The sequence below is a fragment of the Mesorhizobium sp. BR1-1-15 genome (assembly GCF_020165475.1).
Classification (GTDB): domain Bacteria; phylum Pseudomonadota; class Alphaproteobacteria; order Rhizobiales; family Rhizobiaceae; genus Mesorhizobium.
Window position 1 is genome coordinate 1 of the sequence record NZ_JAIUIF010000014.1, and the last position, 21,397, is coordinate 21,397.

At 63.5% G+C, this 21,397-nt stretch carries 21 protein-coding genes and 1 other RNA gene; 11 read left to right on the top strand and 11 right to left on the bottom strand.

All coding sequences use genetic code 11. The features are described 5' to 3' along the window. Window positions 1-80 precede the first annotated feature (80 nt). From LB541_RS21515 to LB541_RS21540, 6 genes are all read right to left on the bottom strand, one after another. The gene (locus LB541_RS21515; RefSeq protein ID WP_140495328.1) at window positions 81-422 is read right to left on the bottom strand and encodes a winged helix-turn-helix domain-containing protein; all 342 of its coding nucleotides are present in this window, start codon (window positions 420-422) and stop codon (window positions 81-83) included. A gap of 92 nt (window positions 423-514) precedes the next feature. Next, complete coding sequence (gene modC, locus LB541_RS21520) at window positions 515-1,627, bottom strand: molybdenum ABC transporter ATP-binding protein (protein ID WP_140675354.1); 1,113 nt, start codon at window positions 1,625-1,627, stop codon at window positions 515-517. Further along, window positions 1,624-2,328 (bottom strand): molybdate ABC transporter permease subunit, encoded by a 705-nt coding sequence (gene modB / locus LB541_RS21525; RefSeq protein ID WP_140648735.1) that lies wholly within the window; start codon window positions 2,326-2,328, stop codon window positions 1,624-1,626. The genes modC and modB overlap by 4 nt, the downstream gene beginning before the upstream one ends. 15 nt (window positions 2,329-2,343) lie before the next feature. Next, complete coding sequence (gene modA, locus LB541_RS21530; protein ID WP_140564223.1) at window positions 2,344-3,138, bottom strand: molybdate ABC transporter substrate-binding protein; 795 nt, start codon at window positions 3,136-3,138, stop codon at window positions 2,344-2,346. Between the two features lie 730 nt (window positions 3,139-3,868). Beyond that, window positions 3,869-4,663 carry a thymidylate synthase gene (locus LB541_RS21535; RefSeq protein WP_140648961.1) on the bottom strand — a complete coding sequence of 265 codons (795 nt, stop codon included), beginning with the start codon at window positions 4,661-4,663 and terminating at the stop codon, window positions 3,869-3,871. A gap of 303 nt (window positions 4,664-4,966) precedes the next feature. Beyond that, window positions 4,967-5,278 carry a DUF2853 family protein gene (locus LB541_RS21540; protein ID WP_140495320.1) on the bottom strand — a complete coding sequence of 104 codons (312 nt, stop codon included), beginning with the start codon at window positions 5,276-5,278 and terminating at the stop codon, window positions 4,967-4,969. A 167-nt stretch (window positions 5,279-5,445) separates the two neighbouring features. Here LB541_RS21540 and ssrA point away from each other — a divergent pair. Both ssrA and LB541_RS21550 read left to right on the top strand, forming a co-directional pair. Further along, window positions 5,446-5,806: a transfer-messenger RNA gene (ssrA, locus tag LB541_RS21545) on the top strand. A 115-nt stretch (window positions 5,807-5,921) separates the two neighbouring features. Next, window positions 5,922-6,473 (top strand): AAA family ATPase, encoded by a 552-nt coding sequence (locus LB541_RS21550; RefSeq protein WP_140516525.1) that lies wholly within the window; start codon window positions 5,922-5,924, stop codon window positions 6,471-6,473. 64 nt (window positions 6,474-6,537) lie between these two features. Here LB541_RS21550 and LB541_RS21555 read toward each other — a convergent pair whose 3' ends face one another. Next, on the bottom strand, window positions 6,538-7,743 hold the full coding sequence (locus tag LB541_RS21555; RefSeq protein WP_140516527.1) for a multidrug effflux MFS transporter: 1,206 nt from the start codon (window positions 7,741-7,743) through the stop codon (window positions 6,538-6,540). 186 nt (window positions 7,744-7,929) lie between these two features. Between LB541_RS21555 and LB541_RS21560 the strand changes: the two genes are divergently transcribed. The 4 genes from LB541_RS21560 to LB541_RS21575 all read left to right on the top strand — a co-directional run bounded on the left by LB541_RS21560 (window position 7,930) and on the right by LB541_RS21575 (window position 9,743). Continuing rightward, on the top strand, window positions 7,930-8,619 hold the full coding sequence (locus LB541_RS21560; protein WP_140648733.1) for a TetR/AcrR family transcriptional regulator: 690 nt from the start codon (window positions 7,930-7,932) through the stop codon (window positions 8,617-8,619). Between the two features lie 145 nt (window positions 8,620-8,764). Beyond that, window positions 8,765-9,298: an SspB family protein gene (locus tag LB541_RS21565; RefSeq protein ID WP_140495312.1), complete on the top strand. Its 534-nt coding sequence runs from the start codon at window positions 8,765-8,767 to the stop codon at window positions 9,296-9,298. 18 nt (window positions 9,299-9,316) lie between these two features. Beyond that, window positions 9,317-9,514 (top strand): DUF4169 family protein, encoded by a 198-nt coding sequence (locus LB541_RS21570; RefSeq protein WP_140648731.1) that lies wholly within the window; start codon window positions 9,317-9,319, stop codon window positions 9,512-9,514. Between the two features lie 7 nt (window positions 9,515-9,521). Beyond that, complete coding sequence (locus LB541_RS21575; protein WP_140648729.1) at window positions 9,522-9,743, top strand: ribbon-helix-helix domain-containing protein; 222 nt, start codon at window positions 9,522-9,524, stop codon at window positions 9,741-9,743. A gap of 13 nt (window positions 9,744-9,756) precedes the next feature. On the opposite strand, the gene LB541_RS21580 is transcribed toward LB541_RS21575, so the two are convergent. Further along, window positions 9,757-11,550 carry a chloride channel protein gene (locus tag LB541_RS21580; protein WP_140648727.1) on the bottom strand — a complete coding sequence of 598 codons (1,794 nt, stop codon included), beginning with the start codon at window positions 11,548-11,550 and terminating at the stop codon, window positions 9,757-9,759. A gap of 148 nt (window positions 11,551-11,698) precedes the next feature. Here LB541_RS21580 and LB541_RS21585 point away from each other — a divergent pair, with 148 nt between their 5' ends. The 4 genes from LB541_RS21585 to LB541_RS21600 all read left to right on the top strand — a co-directional run bounded on the left by LB541_RS21585 (window position 11,699) and on the right by LB541_RS21600 (window position 13,923). Continuing rightward, window positions 11,699-12,169, top strand: coding sequence for a MarR family winged helix-turn-helix transcriptional regulator (locus LB541_RS21585; protein WP_140516535.1), 471 nt, complete (start codon window positions 11,699-11,701; stop codon window positions 12,167-12,169). 14 nt (window positions 12,170-12,183) lie between these two features. After that, window positions 12,184-12,429: a DUF982 domain-containing protein gene (locus tag LB541_RS21590; protein ID WP_140495302.1), complete on the top strand. Its 246-nt coding sequence runs from the start codon at window positions 12,184-12,186 to the stop codon at window positions 12,427-12,429. Window positions 12,430-12,696: 267 nt separating this feature from the next. Then, a complete protein-coding gene (locus LB541_RS21595; protein ID WP_140495300.1) occupies window positions 12,697-13,002 on the top strand; it encodes a hypothetical protein in 306 nt (101 codons plus the stop codon). Between the two features lie 33 nt (window positions 13,003-13,035). Continuing rightward, complete coding sequence (locus LB541_RS21600; RefSeq protein WP_140516537.1) at window positions 13,036-13,923, top strand: sigma-70 family RNA polymerase sigma factor; 888 nt, start codon at window positions 13,036-13,038, stop codon at window positions 13,921-13,923. Between the two features lie 39 nt (window positions 13,924-13,962). Here the strand turns inward: LB541_RS21600 and LB541_RS21605 are convergent, their stop codons facing one another. Then, a complete protein-coding gene (locus LB541_RS21605) occupies window positions 13,963-17,832 on the bottom strand; it encodes an AsmA family protein (RefSeq protein WP_140648725.1) in 3,870 nt (1,289 codons plus the stop codon). A 224-nt stretch (window positions 17,833-18,056) separates the two neighbouring features. Here LB541_RS21605 and LB541_RS21610 point away from each other — a divergent pair, with 224 nt between their 5' ends. After that, complete coding sequence (locus LB541_RS21610) at window positions 18,057-19,040, top strand: Dyp-type peroxidase (protein ID WP_140495294.1); 984 nt, start codon at window positions 18,057-18,059, stop codon at window positions 19,038-19,040. 112 nt (window positions 19,041-19,152) lie between these two features. On the opposite strand, the gene LB541_RS21615 is transcribed toward LB541_RS21610, so the two are convergent. Both LB541_RS21615 and LB541_RS21620 read right to left on the bottom strand, forming a co-directional pair. After that, the gene (locus tag LB541_RS21615) at window positions 19,153-19,674 is read right to left on the bottom strand and encodes a hypothetical protein (RefSeq protein ID WP_140495292.1); all 522 of its coding nucleotides are present in this window, start codon (window positions 19,672-19,674) and stop codon (window positions 19,153-19,155) included. A gap of 99 nt (window positions 19,675-19,773) precedes the next feature. After that, complete coding sequence (locus LB541_RS21620; RefSeq protein WP_140521185.1) at window positions 19,774-21,189, bottom strand: FAD-binding oxidoreductase; 1,416 nt, start codon at window positions 21,187-21,189, stop codon at window positions 19,774-19,776. Window positions 21,190-21,397: the final 208 nt, after the last annotated feature.

Below are 21,397 nucleotides of genomic sequence, written 5' to 3' on the forward strand. Positions count from 1 at the left end.
CTACCGCGCTACTTCCCTACAGCCCTACAGCCCTACTGCCCTACTGCCCTACTGCCCTACTGCCCTACTGCCCTACTGCCCTACCCCTCCTCAATCTCCGCCTGCAACGCCTCCATATGCGTCGCGGCGGCCGAAGCCGCCGCGCGTTCGATGGCGCGGAAACGGCTGACTACGGCCAGGCCCACCGCCGTCAGTTGCGCGCCGCCGCCCTTGCGGCCGCCGGTCTGCGCGGCCACCAGCGGCTTGCCGAACACCCGGTTCATGTCCTCGACCAGGTCCCACGCATGCTTGTAGGACATCTCCATGCCGCGCGCGGCGGCCGAGATCGAACCGAAGGCGGCGATCTGCTCCAGCAATTCGATCTTGCCCGGCCCGATGCGCCCGTCGGGGTCGAGGTTTATCCGCAAGCTCAGCGACGGCATTTTCTTCCTCCGCGATCACGCCTGCCATGTTAGAGCGTCTTTGGCGGCATCGCTATTCCAAATAGATATAGCGCAAAGACCCACTCGCCGTCTCAGCCATCCGCCTCCGCGGGGAGCCCGCCCCCGGTGTTTGCCTGGTCGAAACTCACCGTCTTGATCACGGCGAAGACCTGTCCGCCGAGCCGCAGCTTCAGAACCTGCCGCGACTGTTCGGTGACCCGTGCCAGCACGGTCGCGCCGTTGCAGTCGATACCGATCTCGACCGTCGGCCCCTCGCCCGGCCTGATCGCGACGATCGTGCCGGCCAGGATGTTGAGCGCGCTGAGACCCGACGGCTGTTCGGTGGCGATCAGGACGTCGCGAGCGCGGATGCGTATGCGCACCGGCGCGCCCACCGTCGCCGCCAGCTTGGGCACGCGTATCTCGCCGGCGTTCGAGCCAAGCACCGTCATGCCGAAAACCTCGTCATGATGAAGTACGCTGGTGTCCAGCACCGCGCCGCCCTCGCCGCGCTCCTCCGCCGGCAGAAGGTCCAGCCTTTGCATGACAGCCGTGGTCGGGCCGCTGGCGGCAAGCTTGCCTTGCGCCAGCATCACCACGTCGCTCGCCAACCGCGCCACCTCGGCGACCGAATGGCTGACATAGACGATCGGGATTTTCGTCTCATCGCGCAGCCGCTCGACGTAGGGCAGGATTTCGGACTTGCGCGCCTCGTCGAGCGAGGCCAGCGGCTCGTCCATCAGCAACAGCCGGGGGCTGGCGAGCAGCGCCCGGCCGATCGCGACGCGCTGCCTCTCGCCGCCCGAGAGCTTTGCCGGCCGCCGCGCCAGCAGCGGCTCGATGCCGAGCAATTCGACGACGGCGTCGATCTCGGCATAACGCTCCGCCGCCGGCGTGAACCAGCGGCCATAGCGCAAATTGCTCGCCACGCTCATATGCGGAAACAGACGCGCGTCCTGGAACACCATGCCGATCCGGCGCCTGTGCTTCGGCACGAAAATGCCCTTGGCCGTGTCGACCAGCACACGGCCATCGACCTCGATGCGTCCCTGGTCGGGCCGGATCAGCCCGGCAATCATATTGATCAGCGTCGTCTTGCCCGAGCCGGAGGGCCCGAACAGCGCCGTCAGCCGCCCGGCGCTCTCGAAGCGGATGTCGAGGGGGAAATCGCCGAGCCGATGGCGGATGTCGACAAGGACCGTCATTCAATGTCCATCCGCCGGCCGACGCGCCGCGCCAACACTTCCGAGGCCACCAGGGCGGCCATCGAGATGACGATCGAGATCAGCGTCAGCCGAAGCGCGCCGGCATCGCCGCCCGGCACCTGGGTGAATGTGTAGATTGCCGATGGCAGCGTCTGCGTCTCGTTCGGGATGTTGGAGACGAAGGTGATCGTCGCTCCGAACTCGCCCATCGCCTTGGCGAAGGAGAGGATGGCACCGGCGATCAGCCCGGGCAGGATCAGCGGCAAGGTGATGGTGCCGAACACCCATGGCGGGCTGGCGCCGAGCGTTCCGGCCGCCGCCTCCATCTTGCGGTCGACGGCCTCGATCGACAATCGGATCGCCCGCACCATCAGCGGAAAACCCATGATGCCGCAGGCAAGAGCCGCACCCGTCCAGCGAAAGGAAAAGACGATGCCGAAATGCTCGGCCAGGAATGCGCCGGCCGGCCCACGCTTGCCGAAGGTCAGAAGCAGGAGATAGCCGGTCACCACGGGCGGCAGGATCAGCGGCAGATGCACCAGCCCGTTGAGCAGCGTCTTGCCCCAGAATCGGCCGCGCGCCAGGAGCAGCGCTATCGCTATGCCCGGCGGCAGGCTGGCGATCATCGCCACTGTCGCCACCTTGATGGACAGCCGGACCGCATTCCATTCGTCGGGAGTGAGGTCCAGCAGCCAGTTCATGCGCAGGTGGCTATCCTAGTTGACAGGCGCAAGGACCGTGAAACCCTGCTCCTTGAATAGATCCGAGGCCTTTGCCGTCCGCAGGCACTTCAGGAAGGCAGGCGTGTCCTTGTCCTTCGAATCAGCCGTTTGGGCAACCGGATAGATGATCGGCGGATGTGAATCCTCGGGGAAAACACCAACCACCTTGACGCCCTTTTCGGCATGCGCGTCCGTGGCATAGACGATGCCGAGAGCCGCTTCGCCCGTCGAGACCAGCTTGAGTGCCGCACGCACATTCTCGGCCTGCGCCACCTTGCCCTCGACCGAGGACCAGACGCCGAGCGATTCAAGCGCGGCCTTGCCGTATTTGCCAGCCGGCACAGCCTTGAGGTCGCCCATGGCGAGCTTGCCGTCGCCGACCAGCTTGGCCAGATCAAAACCCTTTTCGATCTTGGCTTCAACGCCCGAATCCTTCGGCGCCACCAGCACGATCTGGTTGCCGAGCAGCTTCACTTCGGTATCGGGCTTGGTCAGCTTCCTGTCGGAAAGATACTTCATCCAGTCGAGATCGGCCGAGATGAAGACGTCCGCCGGCGCGCCGCTTTCGATCTGCTTGGCGAGCGCCGAACTCGCCGCGTAGGAGATGGTCGCCGCTTCGCCGACATCAGCCGCGCAGGCCTTGTTGACCGCGTCGAGCGCGTCCTTGAGGCTGGCGGCCGCAAACACCACGACCTCGTCTTGCGCGCGCGCCGCCGGCACTGCTGCCGTCCACGCCGCCGCGAAGCCACCAATGGCGACCGCCGCCACTGCAAAACCGTTGCGCGTCATGAAGCTCTCCCTGAGTTGGCATCCGGCCTGCTCGAAGCCTGCCATCCGATATATCCGGATGAATATAACAAGGAAAGGTTTTTCGCCCAGCGTCGCCATTGAATGCGCGGCGTCATCGCGACCTGCGATAGACCAGCACGGATACAGCGAAAGGCAGACGAAGACGTCACAAGAAAATCGGCGCCCGTTGCCCTCGACGGAACCAAGGCTGAAATCTTCTAAAGCGCGTCGTTCCCCCAAAACCGCGGTCACTTTTGGGCGACATAGCTGTCGCCGCCGTGATCTATTGGGAGAGGCGAGACAATGTCTAAATGCAGATAAGTGTGTGTCGAAACGAGCCTTCCGGCGTCTTCACCATCCGCACTTTGCAGACATACCGCGTCTCGCTTGATATGGCGCTTGCGGGAAGGTCATTCCCCTCTGCGTCAGCGGGCTTGCAAGTCGCGCGGGGACAGTTTGGCAGCTTCGCAGCTGGATCGTCGCAGAACGGCTTCATGCTGTTGTTGATGCATTCACACCCGCACTCGGCAAATGCGCGGCCATTGAAAGCGAAGACAAAGACGAGCGCAAATACCGCTGCTGGCAGTCGCATGGACGCCTCCCCGGAAATCTCCTGGCCTGAGGGTAAGGTCGACCGATCTTGTCGAAAAGATATCAAAACGACGTACCGGCGAGGCACCACCATCGCCACGGCCTCGAGACATCAGGTCGGCAAGGTTGCGCCGGCGGTTCAGACCGCGATCGGCGCCTTGATCGTCGCGTCGGCGACATAATTTTCCAGCCGGAAATCCTCGAAGCGGAAGGCGAAGAGATCCTTCACTTCAGGGTTGATCCACATGGTCGGCAGCGTTCTTGGCGTGCGCCGCAGCTGCTCGCGCGCCTGCTCGAAATGGTTCGAATAAAGATGTGCGTCGCCGAGCGTATGGACGAAATCACCGGGCTTCAGGCCGGTCACCTGCGCCACCATCAGCGTCAGCAGGGCGTAGGAGGCGATGTTGAACGGAACGCCGAGGAAGATGTCGCCGGAACGCTGGTAAAGCTGGCAGGAAAGCCGGCCTTCCGAGACGTAGAACTGGAACAGGCAATGGCATGGCGGTAACGCCATCGCCTCCACCTCGGCCGGATTCCAGGCCGAAACGATCAGCCGCCGCGATTGAGGATTGCGGCGTATCTCTTTCACAAGATTGGTTATCTGATCGATCGACCCGCCATGGCCGTCCGGCCAGGAACGCCACTGCTTGCCATAGACGGGGCCAAGGTCGCCATTCTCGTCAGCCCATTCGTCCCAGATGGAAACGCCATGGTCGGTCAGATATTTGATATTGGTTTCGCCGGCCAGGAACCACAAAAGCTCATGAATGATCGATTTCAGGTGCAGCTTCTTGGTGGTGGTGGCGGGAAAGCCGCGCGCCAGATCGAAGCGCATCTGGTAGCCGAACACGGAGCGCGTGCCCGTGCCCGTGCGGTCGCCGCGGTCGGCGCCATGATCCAGCACGTGCTGCAGAAGGTCGAGATACTGGCGCATCGGTTCGGCTCGATTCGATTGTGCGAGCATTATAGCTGCTAGACAGGCGGCCGAACACATCAAAACGGCGCAGGCGACGCTTGCCTCATCACCGTTTCGGCGTCTGCGCCGACATCCAAGCAAACTGGCCGCAGCCTCGGTGTCCGTCTTGCAACCCCGGCAATTGGCGAAACCATCGGTGACAGCATTCCTCTCCCCGTCTCTATACGGGGAGAAGATGGCGGCAGCCAGATGAGGGGCAGCACAAGCCGTGCCCGTTACAAACCAGCGGCGCGCTTCAGCAGCCGCGCGAGCACGGAATTCTCAGAGCGAACCGAGCTTTCCCAGGTCCTTGGCAACGAGGTAGTAAAAAGTCACTCGATTCTTGGTGTTGTCTGCGGCCATCGCCTTGCAGGTCTTCTCGATCGCAGCATCTGCCTTCGCCGCATCGGCGACGCCGAGCTTCTTGCCGACCCAGTTTTCCCGGACGCGCTCGAGTTCTTTGGGATCGGTGCAGGACACCAGCGAGGAGTCGCGGTTCCTGAGCGCGATGCCCAGATGCTTGACGATCTTCTCAACAATTTCCGCACTCGCCGCGGCGTCGTATTTCTTCACGTCTGCAAGATAGTCGGCCATCAAAATTCCCCTCGTCGGCGCCACGGATCCGGTCGATGAGGGCTGTGGCGCGCTCCGCAACTCGTGCGCTCGGTCGGTAACTCCTCACCGCGGCAAAGCTTCGGTTGAGACCGTTCCCAAGTCAACCCTGCCGCGTCGCATTTTGACACAGGGACAAAGCACATTGCGGTCTTTCATTTCTGGCGATGGACCCCTATATTCGCTTCGTCGGCTTGACCGACTATGGCGATAAACTGGCGATGAAATAAGCCGTTCGGACCCGGGGGCGGTACCCGGCGCCTCCACCAAAAACCGCTCTGGAAGACGGAGCGGCTTTTGCTGGGGGCGAAATAGGATCGACGAAGGTGTAAAGATCGTACTTTTGCCCGGCATTGTACCACCGTCATCGGGCTAAACTTATAGTTGCCAACGACAACTATGCGGAAGCACGTCTCGCTGCTTAATGCAGTGCGATAGCTTCAAATCAAGCCCTAGGGGTTCGCACTTCTAGGCGGGGTTCGGAGGTACCTGGCAACAGAAACCTCCACTTCTCCCCTTTTTCATCGGCATCACGCGCAACGGCACGCTCGCGCCGGCCAGACTTCGTTCGGCCCATGGGAGGCGACGCAGTGGAGCCGCGTGCCTCCTTCGACATGGGTAAAAAATGCAAAACAATTCCGACCGATTCTTCGTGCTGACCGGCGGTCCGGGCTCCGGCAAGACCACACTGATCGAAGCCTTGCGCCGTGCAGGGTTCGCCACCTCGGTCGAGGCCGGACGCGGCATCATTCGCGACCAGTCCGCCATTGGCGGCTCCGCTTTGCCTTGGAGCGATCGCGCATTGTTTGCCGAATTGATGCTGTCCTGGGAGATGCGCTCGTACCAAGCCGCGATCGAACAGGAAGGACCGGTCTTCCTCGATCGTGGCGTGCCCGACACGCTGGGCTATCTCCGCCTCAGCGGTCTGCCGGTGCCCGATCACGTCGGCATCGCAGCGAAGCGTTGCCGCTACAACCCTCGTGTCTTCGTTGCCCCGCCTTGGCCCGAAATCTTCACGCAGGATGAAGAACGCAAGCAAACGCTCGACGAAGCCGAGCGTACCTGTCACGCGCTGGTCGGCGTCTATGCCGAACTCGGTTATGAACTGGTACGGCTGCCCCTGGCGCCTGTCGAGACACGGCTGCGCTTCATGCTGGACGAAACGGGATTGGCATGAAAAAGGCCGGGATCGCCCCGGCCTCTTTCAATTTCCCGGCCTCTTTCAATTTATTGGCGATTGCCTACTCCGCCGGCGCTTCGACGGCCTCGCGCGAACGGCCGAGCGTGATCTTGGCCAGGGTGAAGGAGATCACCGCGCAGAGCGTGATGCCGGCGACCATCGGCAACGGCGTGCCGTCGAAAAAGATGCCCGCGACACCCATGGCGAGCGCACCGATGGCGAAGTGCAGCGTGCCCATCAGCGCCGAAGCCGTGCCCGCGATCTCGCCATGCTCCTCCATGGCCAATACCGAGGTGGTCGGAATGACCAGGCCGAGAAAGCCATAGCCGACGAACAGCAGCGCCGCCATCACATCCAGCCGGTCCACACCGGAAGCCATGACAGCGAACAGTGCCACCATCGTCGTGGCGTAGCCGGTCACCGCCACCCACACCACCCGCTTGAGCCCGAAACGCTCGGAAAGCAGGCCGGTGAGCTGCGACATGCCGATGAAGGCGACGGCATTGATCGAGAAGAACACGCTATAGACCGAAGGCGACAGGCCGTAATGGTCGATCAGGATGAAGGACGAGCTCGACAGATAGACGAAGAAGCTCGCAATGCCGAAGCCCGCGATCGCCACCAGGCCGAGGAAATTGCGGTCCCCCATCAGGAAACGGTAGCCTGAAAGGGCGGTGCCAAAGGAAGAACCGGCGCGTTCTTCAGCCGGCCGCGTCTCCTTGAGCGAGGTCGCGAGCAGGATGGTTGCCAGCACCGCTGCGGCCGTGACGGTCCAGAACACGGCGCGCCAGCCGAAACTCTCGATGATCTGGCTGCCGGTCAGCGGCGCCAGGATCGGCGATACCGAGAACACCAGCATCAGCAACGACATCAGCTTGGCGGCTTCGTTGCCAGTGTGCAGGTCGCGCACGATCGCGCGCGGAATGGCCATGCCGGCGCTGGCGCCAAGGCCCTGCAGGAAACGGAAGGCGATCAGCCATTCGATGGTCGGCGCCAATGCCGAACCGACGCCGCCGACCATGAACAGCGCAAGACCGCCATAGAGCGGCAGCTTGCGTCCGACCATATCGGAGATCGGCCCGACGACGATCTGGCCGAAGCCCATCGACAGGAAGAAGATCAAAAGGCTCATCTGCACGGCTGCGGTGCCGGCGTTGAGATCCGCGCCGATCGAGGGCAATGCGGGCAGATACATATCGATGGCGAAGGGCCCGATGGCGGACAACAGGCCGAGCACGACCGCGATGCGGAGGAATTTGGGACTCATGATGTTGGCTTCTTTCGAATCTGGTTGCCGCCGCAAGGCGACGTCTGACCCCAGGACGTTCGATCCCGTGGGATTCCGACTCTCCGAGAGCGAATTGTTCGCCTGTCCAGAGGTGAACCACTTATAGCGTGTCCACAAATTTAGACAGTCTTGTCTAAATCGTCAATCACCTCTATATAGATTTTCATGAGACCGGGTGTTTCTCCTGACAGTTTCCCGCCACGCAGCCACGAGGCCAAGCGCATCTCGGTGGTCGACGCAGCCGCTTCCGTGTTCTGCCGCGAGGGCTTTGCCGGCGCCAATATCGACCTGATCGCCGCCGAGGCGGGTGTCTCGCGCCAGACCGTCTACAACCACCATGGCGACAAGGAAAAGCTCTTCATCGCCGTAGTCCGCGATCTCACCGAGCGCTGCAATGCCGGCATCTTCGCCACCATCGCCACGTTCCCGGACCAGCCGAGGGATCTGGAAGCGGATCTGATCGGCTTTGCCGTGCGCCTGAACCAGAACTGCATCTGCAACCGCGACGGAAAATTCCTGCGCAAGCTGATCCAGACCGAAGGCGAGCGCTACCCCGAACTGTTCGCCGAATGGCGCGAACAGGGTCCTGGCAGGACATGGCCGGCAATCGCCGCCCGCTTCGCCCGCCTTGCCTATGGCGGTTACCTCGCGATCGACGACCCCGACGTCGCGGCGCGGCAGTTCCTCGGCCTCGTCAATGCTGAATTGCAGACGACCTTCATGCTCGGCGGCACCCCGGCCGAGGACGAGGTCATGCAATCGGCGACAAATGGCGTGCGCACCTTCCTGCGCGCTTTCGGCAAGCGCCCCTCCCCGACCAGCGTCAAGAAACACGCCGCGCTTGCCAACGCGTGACATTTGCGGGTGACGCAAGCCGGCTTCCGCGATCAAATCTCGGCAATCGTCCTCGCTTCCTCGCGGCGGCGGTCTATATGCGGTTTACGCCGCGCTCAAGCTTGATTACAGCTATGCGGACGATTCAACGGAACCCGACCGCCACATGGCCGACGACCACATCCGCTATGACATTCTGGCCCAGGAGGCGTTGCGCGGCGTCATGCGCAAAGTCCTGGCCGAGGTCGCGCGCACCGGCCTGCCCGGCAACCATCATTTCTTCATCACCTTCCTGACCGGCGCGCCCGGCGTGCGCGTGTCTTCGCGGCTGCGCGAGCGCTATCCGGAGCAGATGACCATCGTCATCCAGTTCCAGTATTGGGACCTGAAGGTCACCGAGACCGGTTTCGAGGTCGGGCTCTCCTTCTCGGACGTGCCGGAAAAACTCGAAATCCCGTTCTCGGCGGTGCGCGGCTTCTACGATCCGTCGGTTAACTTCGAACTCGAATTCGACGTCAAGACCGAAGGCCAGTCAGATGACGAGCCAGCTTCCCAGCCGGCGTCCGAACCGCTCGCCATCGTCTCCGAGAAAAAGCCGAAGGCTGAGAAGAAGGCCGCCGAACCCGAGAAGAAGGCGGCCGATGCCGATGCCGCCAAGGGCGCCGAAGTCGTCTCGCTCGACGCCTTCCGCAAGAAATAAGCCTTCGGGTCGCGCGTCATGGCCGACATCGTCAATCTGCGCCAGGCTCGCAAGCAGAAGGCAAGGCTGGAGAAGGAACGCACTGCCAGCCAGAACCGCGCCCTGTACGGCCGCTCCGGGGCAGAGAAGGAACGCGACCGCCTGGTTGCCGAGAAGGCCGAGTCCTTCGTCGCGGGCCGTCGGCGTCAACCGTCGCCCGATCCGGACCCCAAATGAGCTTCAGGTGAGCCCGGTCGAAAAACGCTCGGTGACGATCCGTGGCCACCGCACCAGCTATTCGCTCGAAAAGCCGTTTTTTGACGACCTTGTCGCCATCGCCGTCGCGCGCAATCTGACCCTTGCCGCGCTGGTCGCGGAAGTCGACGAAAACCGGCCGCGAGACACCAATCTCTCCTCGGCGCTCCGGATCCATGTACTGGCCTGGGCGAAGCGCGGCCGCGCCTGATGTCTGACGCCCGTCAGGCAGCGCCTTCCTGTTTCCCGCGGCGGGTGCCGAACCCCAGCAGGGCCGTGCGATCGCGCTCCTCCGCCTGCTTCCTGGATCTGACGCGCATCAGGTCCTTCCAGCCGACGTAACCGACCAGCGTTCCGTCGTCGCGTGCCACGACCGGCAGATGCGACACGTTGGCCGTCAAGAGCTTGTCCGACAGGCCTTCCAGATATTCATCGGGATAGGCAAGCGTCACCTTGCTGCCGGCCAGCAAGTCGCCGAGCGTCGTCGTGCGGTGCTTGCCGGCGCGCCGCCAGCGCAGGATCGCCGGTGGATCGATGAGGCCGAGCACCTGCCTGTTGCCGTCAATGACCGGGAAGCTCGGATGACGCGTCTCCGGCGCGGTCAGGAATGCCGCTGCGCCATGCAGCGTCATCGTCGCCGGCACGCTCTGGACCTGCGTGGTCATCACTTCGTGCACCCTGGTCAGCGCGAACGGATCGACCCGGTATTCGCGCACCAGATGATGCCCTCGCCTGGCGATCTTCTCGGTCAGGATGGAACGTTTCATCAAAAGCACCGTCACCGCATGGGCGGCGGCGCAGGCCGCGATCAGTGGCACCAGCACATGTGTGTTGCCGGTCAATTCGACCGCGAAGAAGGTCGCGGTCAGCGGCGCGCGCATCGTGCCGCCCATGGTCGCCGCCATCGCCAGCAGCGCCCAGAAGCCGGGATCGGCCGCCGGCAGGATGCCGGCGAGCACCGCGCCCATCGCGCCGCCCATGATCAGCAGTGGCGCCAACACGCCGCCCGACGTTCCCGAGCCCAGCGCCACCGACCAGATGACGGCTTTCACCACCAACAACAGGAGTGCCGCCGTCGCGATCGTACGGCCGTCCAGCATGTTGGATATGTTGTCGTAGCCGACGCCGAGCGCCTGCGGCTCGATCAAGCCGCCAATGCCAACGGCGAGGCCGCCGAGCATCGGCCACCACATCCAGTGGATCGGCAGCTTCTGGAAACCGTCCTCGCAGGCATAGACCATCTGCGTCAGCAAGGCAGACAGGAGGCCGGCGGCAACGCCGATCAGGACCCAGCCGCCAAGACCGGCAAAGGAAATCGCCATGCCGCCCTGAAACGGAAAGATCGGTCCCGGCATGTGCAGCATGGTGCGCTCGACCTCCGCCACGATGGCAGCCACCGCCACCGGAATGAAGCTGCGCGGCGTCCACTCGAACAGAAGCAGTTCGACCGCCAGCATGATGGCGGCGATCGGCGTTCCGAACACGGTGGTCATGCCCGCGGCGGCGCCCGCCACCAGCAGCGTCTTGCGCTCATTGTCGCTGACCGGCAGCATCTGCGCGATCAGCGAGCCGATGGCGCCGCCGGTCATGATAATTGGGCCCTCGGCGCCGAACGGTCCACCGGAGCCGATCGAGATCGCCGACGACAGCGGCTTCAGCACTGCGACCTTGGCGTCCAGCCGCGAGCGCCCGAGCAGGATCGCTTCGATCGCTTCTGGAATGCCGTGGCCACGGATTTTCTCGCTGCCGTAGCGCGCCATCAGGCCGATAATGAGTGCGCCGATCACCGGCACGGCGACGGCGGCATAGCCAAGCGGCGTGTCCTCCAGCCTCAGATCGGCGAGCGTGAATTGACCGAAATAGGCGACGTTGGTGGCGAGCCGGATCAATTTCAGCAGGATGATGCCGGCAAACAGCGCGGCCGTCGCCACCACCACCGCGATGCCAGCGATCAGCAACACCCTGGCGTCGGTGGTGAAATCGCGCAGATGTCCGGGACTGCCCTGTTCGGTCTTCATTGCCTGCCTGCTTTCCGTGGCGTGTCGCTGTTGGAGGATCGGCAAACCGTCAAAACGGCTTTGCCGGCGGCTATGTATCGTAATACGATATAAATATTCAAGCGGACTTGGCCCGAAATCGTTTGAGCTTTGGCTGGAATGACAACACATGTCTGATATGTCGCATCCGCAAAAACCCCGCCCCGCCATCAGCCAGGCCGACTACCAGCGGCTGTCGGAGTTCCGCTATCTGATCCGCCGCTTCCTGGAATTCAGCCAGCTACAGGCCGAAGACGCCGGTCTGACATCGCGCCAGCATCAGGCACTGCTCGCCATCAAGGGTTTTCCGGGCGGAGGCCCGGTAGCCATCGGCGACCTCGCCGAACGCTTGCGCATCCGTCATCATAGCGCCGTCGAACTGGTCAACCGCCTGTGCGAGGCCGGGCTGATCGTCAGGGATCAGGACAAGGACGACCAGCGCAAGGTGCTGCTGCAACTGACCGAGCGGGCCGATGCCTGCCTCGCCGACTTGTCGGCCGTGCATCTCGACGAGCTTTCGCGCATCGAACCCATGCTGAGGAGCGTGCTCGCCCGAAAGGACCGCGACACGCTCCAGAGACAAGTTTCGCAACCTAGCTGAATGGAGGCTATGCCATGTACAACATCTGGTTTTCCAAGGCAGTCCCGGTTTCCACAGGCGTTACTGGCGACGTTCGAAATCTGTCCAATGCCGAACAAGCTCTCGACCTTCTTACCAATCACTGGCGCGATGCGGGAAGCATCAAGCATAAGGCTGCGCTGCGGGCGTGCCGACAGGCCATGAACGGCGGCGTATCGGCCGATACCGCCAGGGATGCTTTTGTCGAAGCCGCGAGGGAAGCGCGCATTCTGGTCGAATAACTGCCGCGCATGTCCTGGGCGTTGTTGGCCCAACCACAGGCCCGACATACCGTCCTCGATCGACGGTGAGCGCACGATGAGATCGCGACAGCCGTCAGCAACGCGCCGTCGTCCATTCAACTTTTGCGAAGCCCGGCTACCATCGGGAAGATGGGACATAAGGGGCCGCATAAAAAAATTCCGGAAACCCCGAATCCTTTGGCTCCGCCGCTTCGTCTCGGACATGAGCGACCTGCAAGGTGCAGGGCCGGCAAAGGAACAGACAAGATGAAACACCATTTGATACGTTACAGGACCAAACCGGAGCTGGTCGACGAGAACGAGCGGCTGGTCAAGGCCGTGTTCCAGGAATTGCGGGATAAATCGCCCGAAGGGTTTCGCTACATGACATGGCGGTCCGGCGACGGTACCTTCTTCCATCTGGTCGAGGCGGCAACCGAGGAGCAGGCCGGCACCCTTCCGGGGCTAGCGGCATTCGCGACTTTTCAGAACGGCATCAGGGATCGCTGCATCGAGCCTCCGCATCGCGAGGCGATGACGGTAGTGGGCAGTTACCGGATGCTGGACCACTAGGCGCGGTCAAGCGATGTGGAGAACGGCGGGCGTATGAACATCCTCATTCCTGGCGGGCACCGCGCGCTCATCGAACGCCTGCTTGGGGACTTGCGCCCAAAGCTGCACCGCTATTGCGCGCGCATGACGGGTTCCGTCTTCGACGGCGAGGACGTGTTGCAGGAAGCGCTGGCCAAGGCGTTCGAGGCTTTGCCGAACGCCGGCCAGATCGCAAATCCGGAGGGCTGGCTGTTCCGCATCGCGCACAACACGGCACTCGACTTTCTGCGCCGGCGAGCCCGCGAAAAGGCCTTTTCCGATGAGGATCCGGACATGATCGTCGACCCGGCCAACGCCACCTTCGACCGTCAGGCCGCTGCCGCCGGCCTGCACACCTTCATGCGCCTGCCCGTCGCGCAGCGCAGCAGCGTCATCATGATGGACGTTCTGGGTTATTCGCTGCAAGAGATCAGCGCCGCGCTGGACACCAGCGTCCCGGCCGTCAAGGCGGCGCTGCATCGTGGCCGCGGCCGCTTGCGCCAGCTCGCCGCCGAGCCCGAGGATCGGCCGGTTCCCAGGCTGGGCGTCTCTGAACGCCTGTTGCTCGAAGCCTATATCGATCGCTTCAACGCCCGTGATTTCGACGCCGTGCGCGACATGCTCGCCGATGAAGTTCGCCTGGAGCTGGTGGCCAGGACGCGGTTTACCGGACCCAAGGAAGTGGCTACCTATTTCCACAACTATTCCCGCCTCCGCGATTGGCGTTTCGTGCCGGGATTCGTCGAGGACAGGCCGGTGGTCCTCGTTCACGACGGCAACGACCCGGCTGCGCGACCAGCCTATTTCATCCTGCTGGTCTGGCAGGAGGGCAAGCTTGCCGCCATCCGCGATTTTCGTCACGCCCGCTACGTCGCCGACAGCGCCGAACTGCTCGTTCTTTGAACGATCGAGGGAAATCCCCTGCCCTACTGCCCTACTGCCCTACTGCAAAGACTTCAGCAAATTGTCGATCGTAGACGGATTGAACTGCGGTTTGGCCGGAGGCGGATTGTCGTTGGCCACCGGCGGCGGCGCCCGTTCCGGGTTCGGCGCCTGCTCGGCGCCCTTGCGCTCTGCTTCCAGCCTTGCCTTCTCCTGCGAGGCGGTCCGCATCGCCTCCTCGGCCTTTGCCTTGGCATCCGCCTCGGCTTTGGCCTTTGCCTCGGCATCCGCTTTGGCCCTGGCCTCTGCTTCGGCTCGCGCCTGAGCTTCCGCCTCGGCTTTCGCCTTGGCGTCGGCCTCGGCCTTCAGCCGCGCCGCCTCCTCCTGCTGTCGCAGCTCCTCGGCCGCCTTGTCGCGCTGGTCCTGCAACGCAGCGTAATAGCGCACCTCGCGCCGCAGCCGCTGCTTCTCCAGCAACGCGGCCTGCATCGCCTCGACCCGCTGCTGCTCCTTCTCGAGCGCGCGCTGGGTCAGGAACTGCGCCAGCGGTTCGCTGTCGAACTGCCGTTTGACGGCGCCGAACGGCCCCTCGACGCTGAAATTCATCGCCGGTTCGGAACCGACGAGCGCTTCGTCGCCGGGCCGGTAGGTGACCGCGCCCTTGGCGGAGACCGTATCGGCATTGAGGTCCGCCGTGATGTCGGCGGACAAGGTCGCCGAAGGATTTTCGAGGCTGATCGGCGGCGCTCGCAGCGTGCCACCTGCAATGGTGAAGGCGATGTCGGTATCCTTTGCCGCGAAACTGCCATCTGCCGCGATAGCGGGCGCGAAGCCGGCGGTCTTGGCTGCATCGATATCGCGGCCGATCGCGTCCGCCTTGGCGAGGAAGGTGCTGAACGCATTGGGATTGACGCCGGCGACCGTGACGCCCTTCAGCGCCGCCGTGCCCGAACCCGACAGAGCGGCAACCATCGCGTCGACCGATTTGCCACTTGTCGAAAACGCCGCGGAGACATCCCCCTTGCCGCCGATGCCGGCATCCGGCAGCAAGGCTGGCAGATCGGCGTCCGCGAGCTTCATCTGGCCGGTGAAAAGCCCAGTGCCGTCATTGTTTTTCAATTCGAACAGGCCGGTCAGCGCACCGCCAAGGAATTTCGCCTTGAGATCGGACACGCGGATGCCTTCCTGGTCGAGCTTCAGCGACAAGGCCGCGTCATAGGCGGTCGCGAATGGCCCTGCGGCAAGGGAAGCCGTGGTCAAGTCGAGATCGGCCGTGAATGGAAGGCTGGATTTCTGGCTGAACGGGGCCGACGGCCACACACCGCCGTTGTTGTCTCCGCTCTTGTCCGTGAACGCGGAATCGCCGAACAGCGCCACCGCCATCGGGTCGAGATCAAGTTCGTCGAGCGCCAGCGAGCCGGCCAGATGCGGCACGCCATCTTTGCCGTCAATCCCCTCCTTGACGTCGATGTTCACGTCACCCGACACCGCAGATTCGTTGATGGCGGCGTTGAGGCCGGAGAGCACCAGTAGGCCGTTGCCGTAATCGGCCTGCGCGGTGAGCGACGTCGACGTGCCTGTCCCCATGCCCGGCAGGCCTATGCCCGATGTCATCAGCCAGGGCTCGATGTCGGCCGTATCGAGGCTGACCTTGCCCTTCGCGACCGGACCTTGCGGCGTGTCGGCTACGGTGCCGTCGAAACCGGCGTTGAAGTCGTTGCCGGCAAGGCTGAAGCTCGTCGCCAGGCCGCCGCCCAGCGTGCCCTTGGCCTGGATGTCGGTGCTTGCCTCGCCGAGCATGCCGAGCGGCAGTGCCGGCAAGCCGTAAAGTGCCAGCAGCGCTGTGGCGTCGGGGTTCCTGGCATTGAAGGTCAGCGCCACAGGCGCTTCAAGAAGCTTGTCGACCGCTCCCTTCCCCGACAGCGAGGCGGAAAAGGACGATCCGCCGGCCTTGCCTTGCCCGCTCACAGCAAGCCCTGTTGTGCCGTCGCCATTGTCGGCAGCACTCACCACAAGATCGACGCGCGAGTCCTGGAACAGGTCGGGATAAGCAGCGGCGCGGCTTGCCAGTCCCTTGAGCACGGCATTGTCGGCATAGTGCTGCGCCGCCACGTCTATCAGCGGCTTCAGGTCGACGGCGACCACGGAGGCGTCAAGCTTGCCGGTCGGGCTCGCTGGGAAATCCTTGATCCGGCCTGTGGCGCTGATCGACGCGCCAGCCAGCCCGCCCACCGACAGCCGGTCGATCTCAAGCAGCCCGTCGCGCAGCCTGAGCGCGGTGTCGACCGTGTCGGCGGTCAAGCCTCCGGCACTGACCGGTCCCGCCTTGATCTGGAAATCGAGGTCGCGGTCGGCAAATCGGTTGGCGCCCTTGTCACTGATGAAGATCGAAGCGAAGGCCGCTAGCCCGTCGACATCGAGATCGCCGCCTTCCAGCCGCATCAGCACCGAGGGCCTGGCGTCGTCGGGCTGGCTGGAATCGATGCGGCCGGAAAACATCGCTTTGCCCAGGACCAGTTCGAGATCGCTGAAGGCCTGGCGCTTTTCGGAGAGATCGACTTTAGCCCGGAAGCCGGCGGCGGGCAGACGCCGGATCGCCTCGTCGACGTCCTTGGACAACCAGGCAGCGAAGCCGGAAGGCTGCGCCACCGCCAGCAGCAGCGAACCGGTGAAGCCGAAATGGTTCTCGACGCTGAGCAGGCCGTCGGCCTCCAGCGTGGCGCGGCCGGGCAGTGTCGCGGCGAGCGATTTCACCGACCAGCCGCCATCGACCGGCTCGGCGGAAAGATGAACGTCGCGAACCGTGGTGTCACCGGCCACCACGGCCGGCAACCTGACCTCGACCGTTCCGGGAATGGTCGGCTTGGGCAGGTCGAGCAAAGCCTGTTCCAGTCCGGCAATGCGCTGATCCAGTGTCAGGCCGGCGCCTGCCGCACCCACGGCCTCGTCGAACTGCACCTGCGCGCCATTGGCCTCGATGGCGAAGCTCGGCTTCTGGCCGAGATCGATCGAGGCCTTGCCGTCGGCGGTATAGGGATTGTCGAGGGGTCCGGTCTCGAAGCGGAATTCATCGATGCCGAGCTTCTGGTGATCGAGCGCGAACTTGCCGTTAACCCGAAAGCCGGGATTGGACTTGCCGGTGCCGACCTTCACCGTCTCGCCATCGGTGCCCCGCAACTGGGCTGAGTTCTTATCGGCGCCGGAAATCTTGAACTGTCCGGAGTAGATGGCGGCGCCGTTGACGATGCCGGCATTGCCGTCGGTTTCGATGACCAGCGGATACGCGTCGGGATCGGCCTTGAGCCGAAACCGCATCTGGCCGTTGGCTTCGGCCTTGCCGGTAGTGGCGGCAACCGTCGTGCGCAGGCCGTCGAACCTCAACGTGCCATCCATGCGCCACGGGCCCGCCAGCGATTTGGCCGAAATGGTCGAATTGATCTCGGACATGGTGTGGCTGCGTCCGCCGGCGGCATGACGCAGCTCGATCTGCCCTTCCGTCACCGTCAGCTTCTCGATCGAGATCTGGTTGAGGTTGAAGGGCGAGGACGGCCGCATCGCCCAGTCGACGGTGCCATTGGCGGCGATGTCGATCGTCGCTTTCGGCCGCACCAGCCGCATGTCGAAAATCAGCACCTCGCCACGCAGGAACGGCGCCAGTTCCGCATCCATCGAAAACGTCTCGACGGTCATCGCCGGCTGGCCGGCGGGGCCGCCGGCAACGGCGACATTGGAGAAGGTTACCGACGGAAACGGCAACAAGCGCGCCGTGGCGTCGCCCTGCACGGTCACCTTGCGGCCGAGAATGGCGCTCGCTTCGCGCTCGAACTGCGCCCGATAGCCGGACCAGTCGACAAAATACGGCCCCACCAGCGCCGCGCACAGCACCAGCACGAACAGGCCACCAAAGATCACGAACAGGCGTGCGAGCATCAGTTCCGAACGGTTTGGTTGAAATCAGCCGCACTCTACCTGCATCCGCGTGTCGATAAAGAGGCAATTCGATCGTCGTCGGCGACAACCATGGACGGCGTTCGATGTTGCGCGGTCGCTCTTGATCGCGATACCTTGCTTTGGGCGTCCTCGCCCTGTTCCGGTCGCGGCGTTTTCCGATCCGGGATCGTCTGAAACAATCCTGGAAAAGCGGAGAATTGGGGATGTCGGGGAAGAACTGGGACCGTGTGCCGATCGATGCGCAGAGCGTCGACGCGCCGCTTTCGCAATCAGCGATTTTCCTTGTCGTCACCATAGCCGATGAACAGGCGGTTCTCGGAAAGGTTTGTTCCGTACTCGGCGACCTTGACGACCTGGTCAAGACTGTCGGGTTCCGCGACCTCGGCGGCCGCCTGTCCTGCATCGCCGGCATCGGCCACGATCTATGGAACCGGCTCAACCCCGGCCGGCGGCCGGCGGAGTTGAAGCGGTTCACGCCGATCAAGGGTGCGGTTCACGCCGCGCCCACGACGCCGGGCGACCTTCTCTTCCATATCCGCTCCGAGCGGCCAGACATGTGCTTCGAGTTCGAGCGTATCCTGCTGGACAGGCTTGGTGCCGGCGTGACCGTCGTCGACGAAGTCTCGGGGTTTCGTTATTTCGATGCCCGCGACCTGCTCGGTTTCGTCGACGGCACAGCCAACCCCACCGGCCTCGATCTGCCCGCCTCGGCGCTCGTTGGCGACGAAGATCCCGATTTTGCCGGCGGCAGCTATGTCGTCGTTCAAAAATACCTGCACGATCTCCAAGCGTGGGCGCGAATCCCCACGCCCGTGCAGGAGGCGATCATCGGCCGAACCAAGATCGACAACATCGAAATCGATGATGACGAAGCGCCGCGCAAATCGCACAAGTCGCTCGCCACCATCGAGGATGCCGACGGCACCGAACATGACATATTGCGCGACAACATGCCGTTCGGCCGGCCGGGGCAACGGGAATTCGGCACCTACTTCATCGGCTATTCGAGATATCTCTGGGTGATCGAGAAGATGCTGCAGCGCATGTATGTCGGCGACCCGCCCGGCGCCTACGACCGGCTGCTTGATTTCTCCACCCCTCACACCGGCACGACATTCTTCGCACCGACACGGCCGATGCTGCAGGTGCTTGCCGAGGCAGCGCCAGAGAAGTTGGCCACTCGGTAAACGACGCACACAGCAAAGCGGCCTACCGACCACGTGCCGGCGGAGAAGCGTTTGTCGTGCTTCGGCGTGCTGCGGAGATCAGCACGCGATCATCGGCGTCATCAGTGCGAATTCAACGCGCGTCGCGCTTTGCCTGCGCCACCTTGGCCGCTTTGCGTTGTCGGCCGAGCTCAGCCGGCCGAACCAGATTCGGCGTCCTCTGGTTTGCCACCGCTCGCATGCCCTTGTGCGCAGTGCGCGCGTTGAACGCTGGACCATCCGTCGGCGCTTTCTGCTTCAGGGCCAGCGCCTTGCGCGCGCTGTCGACCAATGAGACGCGCGCCGTCAACTGGCGGCGCCGTTCGGCCTCGCCATTCAACCGCCGCATGGCCGTCGCCAGCATCGCAAGCTTCAACTGAGAGCCGCCATCGGCCTTTGAAGCGACAGCCCCTTTCGGTGTGCCCTTGCCCCGGATTTCGCGCCGGCGTCGATGCGCCTCGGTCTGCGCCTTGTCGCGCCGCTCCCGAAGGCGTTTGACGAGGCCGGACAGATCGGCGTCAGAAAGGTCCTGGACCGCCGGATGGTGCGATTTTTCCACCAGCTCGTGTTCGTCGGCACTCAGCGCGCGCGCTTCTTCCTTGCGTGAAATCGCCATGACACCACTCCTCCGCTTGGGTTGCCCGTCTTCTGGGCCTTCAGCACACGGAGTCTCGGCCCGATTGGAGGTGGGGTCAAGACGAGCCGATGACGGCGTCTACTCGGCAGCCGGCAGGATCTTGCCCGGGTTCATGATATCGAGCGGATCGAGCGCCTGCTTGATCGTGCGCATGATGTCGACGCCGTGGCCGAGCTCATGGCGCAGGAAGCCAATCTTGCCTTGGCCGATGCCGTGCTCGCCGGTGCAGGTGCCCTCCATGGCGATGGCCCGCATGTTGAGCCGCGCCACGAACTTTTCCGACAGCGCGATTTCCTTCGGGTCGTTCACGTCCATCAGCACCAGGACGTGGAAATTGCCGTCGCCGGCATGGCCGACGATCGGCGCGACAAGCCCCATTTCGGCGATATCGGCCTCGGTTTCGGTGACGCATTCGGCAAAACGCGAGATCGGAACGCAGACGTCGGTCGACAGGCCCTTGGCGCCTGGCCGCAGCGTCAGCGACGACCAATAGGCGTCATGTCTGGCCTTCCAAAGTTTGGTGCGCTCCTCGGCGACACTGGTCCACAGGAACGGTCCGCCGCCATTCTCCTCGGCGATCATGCCGAAGGTCTCGGCCTGCTCGGCAACGCCGGCATCACTGCCATGGAATTCGACGAACAGGCACGGGCTTTCGGGATAGTCGAGCTTGGAATATGTCTTCATCGCCCGCATCTGCAGCGCGTTGACCAGTTCGATGCGCGCCACCGGAATGCCCATCTGGATCGTCGCGATGACGGCGTTGCAAGCCGCTTCGACGCTCGGAAACGGGCAGACACCACCGGAAATCGCCTGCGGAATCCCTTGCAGCCTCAAGGTCAGCGAGGTGATGATGCCGAGCGTGCCTTCCGAGCCGACCAGCAGCCGTGTCAGGTCGTAGCCGGCCGAGCTTTTTTTTGCCCGCTTGCCAGTGGTCACCGCCTCGCCATCGGCCATGACGGCCGTCAGCGACAGCACGTTCTCGCGCATCGTGCCGTAGCGCACCGCGTTGGTGCCTGAGGCCCGTGTCGCAGCCATGCCGCCCAGCGAGGCATTGGCGCCGGGATCGATTGGAAAAAACAGGCCGGTGTCGCGCAGATGCCGGTTGAGATCCTCGCGAGTCACCCCGGGCTCGACCGTGCAGTCGAGATCCTGCGGATTGACCGATAGGATCCGGTTCATCCGCGAAGTGTCGACCGAGATGCCGCCGCCCGGCGCGTTGGTGTGGCCTTCGAGCGACGAGCCGACGCCGAAGGCGATCACCGGCACGCGGTGCGCGGCGCAGGCGCGCACGATCTCCTGTACCTCGGCGGTCGTTTCCGGGAAGACGACGCCGTCCGGTGCCTGCGTCGGGATGTAGGTTGTCGTATGCGCATGCTGGGAGCGAACCGCCTGGCCGGTCTGAAAGCGCTCGCCAAACCGCTGCTTGAGGATGCCGAGCACGGCGGCGATGCCTTCTTCGTTGCGCTCGACCGGATTGAGGTCGCTCAGGGCCATGAATTCCTCCGCGAATGGACCAGTGTCCATGCTTGTCATGCATTTATGGATGATGCCTAACGCAATTCCAGGAAAAGTGTGAAGCGGTTTTCCCGGGAAAAGCGCCTAGCGCTTTCCCTGGGGAATTGTATCAAAGAGGCGGTCCGACGTTTCCGTGGAACGATGAACCGCTCTTACAACCACGCTCTGTCCAGCACCAGAACAAGGA

Excerpts from the sequence above, each read along its gene's own strand:
- LB541_RS21560 (WP_140648733.1), top strand. The coding sequence starts at position 7,930 with ATGAGACCGGGTGTTTCTCCTGACAGTTTCCCGCCACGCAGCCACGAG.
- modC (WP_140675354.1), bottom strand. The coding sequence starts at position 1,627 with ATGACGGTCCTTGTCGACATCCGCCATCGGCTCGGCGATTTCCCCCTC.
- LB541_RS21585 (WP_140516535.1), top strand. The coding sequence starts at position 11,699 with ATGTCTGATATGTCGCATCCGCAAAAACCCCGCCCCGCCATCAGCCAG.
- LB541_RS21550 (WP_140516525.1), top strand. The coding sequence starts at position 5,922 with ATGCAAAACAATTCCGACCGATTCTTCGTGCTGACCGGCGGTCCGGGC.
- LB541_RS21515 (WP_140495328.1), bottom strand. The coding sequence starts at position 422 with ATGCCGTCGCTGAGCTTGCGGATAAACCTCGACCCCGACGGGCGCATC.
- LB541_RS21535 (WP_140648961.1), bottom strand. The coding sequence starts at position 4,663 with ATGCGCCAGTATCTCGACCTTCTGCAGCACGTGCTGGATCATGGCGCC.
- LB541_RS21605 (WP_140648725.1), bottom strand. The coding sequence starts at position 17,832 with ATGCTCGCACGCCTGTTCGTGATCTTTGGTGGCCTGTTCGTGCTGGTG.
- LB541_RS21565 (WP_140495312.1), top strand. The coding sequence starts at position 8,765 with ATGGCCGACGACCACATCCGCTATGACATTCTGGCCCAGGAGGCGTTG.
- LB541_RS21570 (WP_140648731.1), top strand. The coding sequence starts at position 9,317 with ATGGCCGACATCGTCAATCTGCGCCAGGCTCGCAAGCAGAAGGCAAGG.
- LB541_RS21555 (WP_140516527.1), bottom strand. The coding sequence starts at position 7,743 with ATGAGTCCCAAATTCCTCCGCATCGCGGTCGTGCTCGGCCTGTTGTCC.
- LB541_RS21600 (WP_140516537.1), top strand. The coding sequence starts at position 13,036 with ATGAACATCCTCATTCCTGGCGGGCACCGCGCGCTCATCGAACGCCTG.
- LB541_RS21615 (WP_140495292.1), bottom strand. The coding sequence starts at position 19,674 with ATGGCGATTTCACGCAAGGAAGAAGCGCGCGCGCTGAGTGCCGACGAA.
- LB541_RS21620 (WP_140521185.1), bottom strand. The coding sequence starts at position 21,189 with ATGGCCCTGAGCGACCTCAATCCGGTCGAGCGCAACGAAGAAGGCATC.
- LB541_RS21540 (WP_140495320.1), bottom strand. The coding sequence starts at position 5,278 with ATGGCCGACTATCTTGCAGACGTGAAGAAATACGACGCCGCGGCGAGT.
- LB541_RS21610 (WP_140495294.1), top strand. The coding sequence starts at position 18,057 with ATGTCGGGGAAGAACTGGGACCGTGTGCCGATCGATGCGCAGAGCGTC.
- LB541_RS21580 (WP_140648727.1), bottom strand. The coding sequence starts at position 11,550 with ATGAAGACCGAACAGGGCAGTCCCGGACATCTGCGCGATTTCACCACC.
- LB541_RS21590 (WP_140495302.1), top strand. The coding sequence starts at position 12,184 with ATGTACAACATCTGGTTTTCCAAGGCAGTCCCGGTTTCCACAGGCGTT.
- modA (WP_140564223.1), bottom strand. The coding sequence starts at position 3,138 with ATGACGCGCAACGGTTTTGCAGTGGCGGCGGTCGCCATTGGTGGCTTC.
- modB (WP_140648735.1), bottom strand. The coding sequence starts at position 2,328 with ATGAACTGGCTGCTGGACCTCACTCCCGACGAATGGAATGCGGTCCGG.
- LB541_RS21595 (WP_140495300.1), top strand. The coding sequence starts at position 12,697 with ATGAAACACCATTTGATACGTTACAGGACCAAACCGGAGCTGGTCGAC.